This is a genomic window from Parahaliea mediterranea (genome assembly GCF_003402235.1).
GTDB classification, from domain to species: domain Bacteria; phylum Pseudomonadota; class Gammaproteobacteria; order Pseudomonadales; family Halieaceae; genus Parahaliea; species Parahaliea mediterranea.
Window position 1 is genome coordinate 252,789 of the sequence record NZ_QEWO01000007.1, and the last position, 7,242, is coordinate 260,030.

Genomic DNA, 7,242 nt, shown 5'->3' on the forward strand with positions numbered 1-7,242 from the left:
CTGACGTGCCGGCGCTGCCTGTGCTACCATCCCCGCCCTCAAAATTTTCACCCGGCGGGAACACTGCGCTTTCCGTCGACTGAAGCTGACTCACGTGGCCTTTAGTAGGGGTCACCACTGACACCAGGAAAGCTCATGCCTGTTATTACCCTGCCCGACGGTTCCCAACGTAGTTACGCCGCCCCTGTCACCATTATGCAGGTGGCCGAGGACATCGGCCCCGGCCTTGCCAAGGCGACGCTGGGCGGTCGCGTCAATGGCGAGCGCCGCGATGCCTGCGACCTGATCGAAAACGACGCGGACCTGACCCTGTTCACCGCCCGCGACGAAGACGGTCTGGAAATTATTCGCCACAGCTGCGCCCACCTGATCGGCCACGCCGTCAAGCAGCTCTGGCCGGATGCCAAAATGGCGATCGGCCCCACCATCGAGAACGGCTTTTACTACGATATCGATCTGGAGCACCGCCTGACCGAGGCCGACCTGGACGCCATCGAAAAGCGCATGCAGGAACTGGCCGCCACTGAGTACGCAGTGGTCAAGGAGAAGGTGGATTGGCAGCGCGCCTACGACACCTTCAAAGAGCGCGGCGAACCCTACAAGATGGAAATCCTGGAGCAGGACATCGCCCGTGATGATCGCCCCGGCCTGTATTTCCACCAGGAGTATGTGGACATGTGCCGCGGCCCCCATGTGCCCAGCATGCGCCACTGCCAGCATTTCAAGCTGATGCGCGTGTCTGGCGCCTACTGGCGCGCGGACCAGAGCAACAAAATGTTGCAGCGCATCTACGGTGTGGCCTTTGGCGACAAAAAGGCCCTCAAGCAGCACCTGCAGTTTCTGCAGGAGGCGGAAAAGCGCGACCACCGTAAAATCGGTAAGAAGCTCGACCTGTTCCACATCCAGGAAGAGGCGCCCGGTATGGTGTTCTGGCACCCGGCGGGCTGGAGCATCTACCAGACGATTGAGCAGTACATGCGCAAGGCCCAGCAGCGGCACGGCTACCAGGAAATCAAAACGCCTCAGCTGGTGGACCTCTCCCTGTGGCAGCGCTCTGGCCACGCCGACAAGTTTGGCGACGACATGTTCCTGCTGGGCAGTGAGGAGCGGGAGTTTGCGGTCAAGCCGATGAACTGCCCCTGCCACGTGCAAGTGTTCAACCAGGGGCTCAAGTCCTACCGCGACCTGCCCCTGCGCCTGGCGGAGTTTGGTTCCTGCCACCGCAACGAGCCCTCTGGCTCCCTGCACGGCATCATGCGGGTGCGCGGTTTCACCCAGGACGACGCCCACATCTTCTGCACCGAAGCGCAGATCCAGCCGGAAGTGTCTTCCTTTATAGACTTCCTGCACGATGTTTACGCCGACTTTGGCTTTAGCGATGTGATCTACCGCCTGTCCACCCGCCCCGAGCAGCGGGTCGGCTCCGACGCGGACTGGGACCGGGCAGAAAAGGCCTTGGCCGAAGCCCTGGACAACCACAGCCTGCCCTGGGAAGAGCTGCCCGGCGAAGGCGCCTTCTACGGGCCCAAGATCGAGTTTTCCCTCAAGGACTGCATTGGCCGGGTGTGGCAGCTGGGCACCATCCAGGTGGATTTCTCCATGCCCGGTCGCCTCGACGCCCAGTATGTGGCCGAGGACGGGTCGCGCCAGGTGCCGGTGATGTTGCACCGGGCCATCCTGGGTTCCTTTGAGCGGTTTATCGGTATTCTGACCGAGCACTACGAGGGGGTTTACCCCACCTGGCTGGCGCCGACCCAGGCGGTAGTGTTGAATATTACCGATAAACAGTCCGAATACGTCCAAAAGGTGGAAGAATCCTTGCAGAACAAGGGTTTTCGCGTCATTTCGGACTTGAGAAACGAAAAAATCGGCTTTAAAATCCGCGAGCACACAATTCAGAAGGTCCCTTACCTTCTTGTGGTTGGGGATAAAGAAGTGGAAACACAGACAGTGGCCGTGCGGGCCCGTCGTGGTGAGGACATGGGATCGATGGATCTCGAGGCGTTTGTCGCCCTCCTTGCAGATGACGTGGCGCGACGCGGCCGTATTGCAATGGAAGTGGAGAATCAGCATTAAGAAAGATAGTGGCAAAGGCGCCTCCAAGAAGGCGCTGACCAACGACCAGATCACCCATGACCCGGTTCGCCTGATTGGCGCCGATGGTGAACAGGTAGGTATCGTGCCCCTCAGCGAGGCCAAGGCCGCGGCGGAAGCCGCGAGCATGGATCTCGTGCTTATTGCTGAATCCGACCCCGCAGTCTGCAAGATCATGGACTACGGGAAGCACGTCTTTGAGGCGAAGAAGCAGAAGGCTGCTCAGAAGAAGAAGCAGAAGCGGACTCAAATCAAGGAAATGAAGTTTCGTCCAGGGACGGAAGAAGGAGACTATCAGGTAAAACTGCGCAACCTGACGCGTTTCCTCGAAAACGGCGACAAGGCCAAAGTCACACTGCGTTTTCGCGGCCGTGAAATGGCTCACCAGGAAATTGGCCTGGAATTGCTCAAGCGGGTTGAGGCCGATCTTATCGAGCTCGGCACCGTAGAGCAGTTCCCGAAAATGGAAGGCCGCCAGATGACCATGGTGATCGCCCCGAAGAAGAAGAACTAGGGCCCGTGAATGCCTTAGTGCTTCGTTTTATCAAACTGCAAATGCGGAGTTTTTATTATGCCTAAAGCAAAAATTCACAGCGGGGCTGCCAAGCGTTTCAAGAAAACCGCCGGCGGCTACAAGCGCAAAAGCGCTTACAAGAGCCACATCCTGACCAAAATGACCACCAAGCGTAAGCGCCAGCTGCGCGGTACCTCCATGGTACACGCCAGCGACAAAGTGCTGATCGACCGCATGTTGCGGGCGCGCTAAGGACCATTGGAGATTAGGAGAAGACTATGCCTCGCGTAAAACGTGGTGTGGTGGCTCACCGCCGTCACAAGAAAATCCTGAAACAGGCCAAGGGTTACTATGGAGCCCGCAGCCGTGTGTTTCGTGTTGCCAAACAAGCCGTTACCAAGGCGGGCCAGTATGCCTACCGTGACCGCCGTCAGCGCAAGCGTCAGTTCCGCGCGCTGTGGATCACGCGTATCAACGCCCAGTCCCGCGCTAATGGCCTGAGCTACAGCCGCCTGATCAACGGCCTGAAGAAGGCCGACATCCAGTTGGACCGCCGCGTGCTGTCGGACCTGGCTGTGCATGACAAGCCGGCTTTTGCAGCGATCGTGGAGCAAGCGAAGGCCGCTCTGGCCTAAGCCCACCCCCTTCCGCAGGGTTTTGGCCCGGCGGATCGCTGGCTACACCGGAAGTACAAGAAGGGAAAGGGCTTTGCTCTTTCCCTTCTTTTTTTGGTGCTGCATCGTCATCGAGCCAACCACCACAGAAACCTCGAGACCAGACTATGGAAAACCTCGAACAACTCGCCGCCGAAGCCCGGGGTAAAATCCAGGCCGCCGACGACAGCGCCACACTCGAACAGTTGCGCGTCGATTATCTCGGCAAAAAAGGCCAGATTACCGCGCTGCTCAAGAGCCTGGGCAAGCTCAGCGCCGAAGAGCGCCCGGCTGCCGGCGCGCAGATCAACGTTGTAAAACAGGCGTTGCAGGAACTCATCGGCCAGCGCAAGCAGGCCCTGGAGTCCGCCGCCGTCGAAGCCAAGCTTGCCGCAGAGACGGTCGACGTCAGCCTGCCGGGGCGTGGCCAGAGCACCGGTGGCATTCACCCGGTCACCCGCACCATTGAGCGTATCGAAGACTTCTTCAGCAGCATTGGCTTCGACGTGGTGGAAGGCCCGGAGATCGAGGACGACTACCACAACTTCGAGGCCCTCAATATTCCCGCCCATCATCCGGCGCGGGCCATGCACGATACCTTTTATGTGGACCCCACCACCGTGCTGCGCACCCATACCTCACCCGTGCAGGTGCGGGTGATGGAAACGGAACAGCCGCCGCTACGGGTCATTTGCCCGGGCCGCGTATACCGCTGCGACTCGGATTTGACCCACACGCCCATGTTCCACCAGATGGAAGGGCTGCTGATCGACGAGCATTCCAGCTTTGCCGACCTGAAGGGCCTGATTGAGGAATTCCTGCGTGTTTTCTTCGAGAAAGAGCTGGCGGTGAGATTCCGACCGTCCTATTTCCCCTTCACCGAGCCGTCGGCGGAAGTGGATATCCAGTGTGTGAACTGCGGCGGCGACGGTTGCCGCGTGTGTAGCCACACCGGCTGGATCGAAATCATGGGCTGCGGCATGGTGCACCCCAGCGTGTTCGAATCCTCCAACATCGACCCGGAGAAATACTCTGGCTTTGCCTTTGGCATGGGCATGGAGCGCCTGGCCATGTTGCGCTACGGCGTGAACGACCTGCGCTTGTTCTTCGACAACGACCTGCGTTTTCTCGAGCAGTTCTAAAGCAGACCACGGAGTATTGAACAGTGAAAATCAGTGAACAGTGGCTGCGGGAATGGGTGAATCCGGCGCTTGCCACCGAAGACCTTGCCCACCAGATCACCATGGCCGGGCTGGAAGTGGATGCCATCGAGCCGGTGGCCGGCGCCTTCCGTGGTGTTGTGGTGGCCGAGATCATCAGCGCAGAAGCGCACCCGGATGCCGACAAACTGCGCGTGTGCCAGGTTAATGCCGGCGATGAAACCGTACAGATCGTGTGCGGCGCGCCCAACGCCCGCGCCGGGCTGAAGGCCCCGCTGGCCAAGGTCGGCGCGGTGTTGCCCGGTGATTTCAAAATCAAAAAGGCCAAACTGCGGGGCCTGGAGTCCTTCGGCATGCTCTGCGCCGAACAGGAGCTGCAACTGTCGGAAGCCTCCGACGGCCTGATGGAGCTGCCAGCGGACGCTCCCGTGGGCAGCGACATTCGCGACTACCTCAAGCTGGATGACCACCTGATAGAAATTGGCCTGACGCCCAACCGCGCCGACTGCCTTGGCCTGCGCGGTATCGCCCGGGAAGTGGGGCTGTTGAACGGCCTAGAGGTCAGCCAGCCGGCGATCGAGCCGGTGGCCGCCGTGCATGACGACACCCTGCCGGTGGAATTGAAGGCCGCCAGCCACTGCCCACGCTATCTGGGCCGGGTGATTCGCAATGTCGACCTGTCGCGCCCCAGCCCCCTGTGGCTACAGGAAAAGCTGCGCCGCTGCGGTGTTCGCAGCATTGATGCCGCAGTGGATGTGACCAACTACGTCCTGCTGGAACTCGGCCAGCCCATGCACGCCTTCGACCTCGACAAGCTGCAGGGCGGCATTGTGGTGCGCACAGCAGAGCAGGGCGAGTCGCTGGAACTGCTGGATGGCCAGACGGTGGAGCTCAGCAGCGATACGCTGGTCATTGCCGACCACCGAGCGCCGGTCGCCATGGCCGGCATCATGGGGGGAGAGCAAACCGCGGTGGCGGCAGGCACCCGCAACCTCTTCCTGGAAGCGGCCTTCTTTGCCCCCGACCGCCTGGCGGGCAAGGCGCGGGGCTATGGCCTGCATACCGACTCCTCCCACCGCTTTGAGCGCGGCGTGGACTTTGAACTGCAGCGCCAGGCAATGGAGCGCGCCACCGCGCTGTTGCTGGCGATTGTGGGCGGCGAGCCCGGCCCCATTGTGGAGGCGCTTGATGAAGCCAGCCTGCCGGCCCGCCCCGATGTGACCCTGCGCGCAGAGCGCATTGGCAAATTGCTGGGCTTTGAGCTGCCCGGAGCCGACGTTGAGCGTATTCTCACCGGGCTCGGGCTGGGCGTAAGCGCCACGGAAGGTGGCTGGGTTTGCAGCGTGCCGAGCTGGCGTTTTGATATCGCCATCGAAGCGGACCTGCTGGAAGAGCTCGCGCGCATCTACGGTTACAACAACCTGCCGATCACCCGCATTCAGGCCGGCCTTTCCATGCCAGCGCGGGAAGAATCCGCCTTGTCCCTGCGCTTTCTGCGTCGCCACCTGGCGGCTCGCGGGTACCGCGAAGCCATCACCTACAGTTTTGTGGAGCCCAAACTGCAACAGGTGTTTGACCCCGATAAAACCCCGGTGGCGCTGGCCAATCCCATCTCCGCCGACATGGCGGTGATGCGCACCAGCTTGTTGCCTGGGCTGGTGACGGCTGTGCTGCGCAATACCAACCGCCAGCAACCCCGGGTGCGCCTGTTCGAGAGCGGCCTGCGCTTTGTGCCCGGGGCCGAACCCGGCCTTGCCCACCTCAAGCAGGTGCCGACGCTGGCCATGGTGGTTACCGGGCAGCGTCTGGCAGAGTCCTGGTCTGCGGCCAGCGAGGCGGTGGATTTCTTCGACCTCAAGGGCGACCTGCAAAGTCTGCTGGGGCTGGGGCGTCGCGCGGATGCCTTCAGCTTCGTTGCCGGCAGCCATCCCGCCCTGCACCCGGGCCAGACCGCTCGCATTCACCTGGATGGCAAGGAAGTTGGCGTGATGGGTGCGTTGCACCCCAGCGTGCAGCGCGAGCTGGACCTGAATGCGCCCCTGTTTGTCTGCGAGATCGACCTGGCGGCGGTCACCGACGGTGCGTTGCCCCAGTTCTCTGAACTGTCGCGCTTCCCGGAAGTGCGCCGCGACCTGGCGGTGGTGGTGGACAACAGTGTTGCCGCCGCGCAGCTGATAGCCAGCGTGAAGGACGCCGCCGGTGAGCACCTGACAGACCTGCGCCTGTTCGATGTCTATGCCGGCAAAGGGGTAGAGCCGGGTCGCAAGAGCCTGGCCTTGGGGCTGGTGTTCCGCGACAAAACACGGACGCTGGAAGAGGATGACGTCAACCAGGCAGTAAGCCGGGTGGTTGAGGCCTTGCAGTCGGGATACAGCGCGGAACTGCGGGGCTGACGCGCTGTCGTAAAGCCGCCTGCAATAACGGGCGCCGTGTATGCCGCGGCGCCCGTTGTTGTTTTTAGTGGGCGTGCCCGTGGGCGACTTCCTCGTCGCTGGCGGGGCGCACGTCTGCAACCTGCACGTCAAAGTGCAGTTCCACGCCGGCCAGCGGGTGGTTGGCGTCAATGGTCACCGTGTCGCCTTCGACGGCCGTTACCACCACGCGCTGTACATTGCCTTCCTGGTCTTGTGACTGAAAGGCCATGCCGGGTTCTATGTTGTCCACACCCTGAAATATGGCACGATCCACGTCCTGAGAGCTGGACCCCATTGACTGGACAGCCATTGCAGGAAGATAAGTGCTTCCCTCAAGATGAGCGTGATGCTCTGGAGAGAAGCGATGAGACGCAAGAGACGGACCCACTCACCGGAATTCAAGGCCA

The 7,242-nt window shown here is 61.3% G+C and carries 7 protein-coding genes; 6 read left to right on the forward strand and 1 reads right to left on the reverse strand.

Translation table 11 applies throughout. From position 1 onward, the window contains the following. Nucleotides 1-135 precede the first annotated feature (135 nt). The 6 genes from thrS (at nucleotide 136) to pheT (ending at nucleotide 6,814) form a co-directional block, all read left to right on the forward strand. Complete coding sequence (gene thrS / locus DDZ17_RS19895; RefSeq protein ID WP_116368732.1) at nucleotides 136-2,076, forward strand: threonine--tRNA ligase; 1,941 nt, start codon at nucleotides 136-138, stop codon at nucleotides 2,074-2,076. After that, complete coding sequence (gene infC, locus DDZ17_RS19900) at nucleotides 2,024-2,608, forward strand: translation initiation factor IF-3 (protein ID WP_116368733.1); 585 nt, start codon at nucleotides 2,024-2,026, stop codon at nucleotides 2,606-2,608. Before thrS ends, infC begins: the two co-directional genes overlap by 53 nt. A gap of 57 nt (nucleotides 2,609-2,665) precedes the next feature. Then, the gene (gene rpmI, locus DDZ17_RS19905) at nucleotides 2,666-2,860 is read left to right on the forward strand and encodes a 50S ribosomal protein L35 (protein WP_116368734.1); all 195 of its coding nucleotides are present in this window, start codon (nucleotides 2,666-2,668) and stop codon (nucleotides 2,858-2,860) included. Between the two features lie 26 nt (nucleotides 2,861-2,886). After that, complete coding sequence (gene rplT / locus DDZ17_RS19910; RefSeq protein ID WP_116368735.1) at nucleotides 2,887-3,243, forward strand: 50S ribosomal protein L20; 357 nt, start codon at nucleotides 2,887-2,889, stop codon at nucleotides 3,241-3,243. A 146-nt stretch (nucleotides 3,244-3,389) separates the two neighbouring features. Next, nucleotides 3,390-4,403, forward strand: coding sequence for a phenylalanine--tRNA ligase subunit alpha (pheS, locus tag DDZ17_RS19915; protein WP_116368736.1), 1,014 nt, complete (start codon nucleotides 3,390-3,392; stop codon nucleotides 4,401-4,403). 23 nt (nucleotides 4,404-4,426) lie between these two features. After that, nucleotides 4,427-6,814, forward strand: coding sequence for a phenylalanine--tRNA ligase subunit beta (gene pheT, locus DDZ17_RS19920; RefSeq protein ID WP_116368737.1), 2,388 nt, complete (start codon nucleotides 4,427-4,429; stop codon nucleotides 6,812-6,814). 64 nt (nucleotides 6,815-6,878) lie between these two features. Here pheT and DDZ17_RS19925 read toward each other — a convergent pair whose 3' ends face one another. Further along, complete coding sequence (locus DDZ17_RS19925) at nucleotides 6,879-7,064, reverse strand: peptidylprolyl isomerase (protein WP_170150244.1); 186 nt, start codon at nucleotides 7,062-7,064, stop codon at nucleotides 6,879-6,881. Nucleotides 7,065-7,242: the final 178 nt, after the last annotated feature.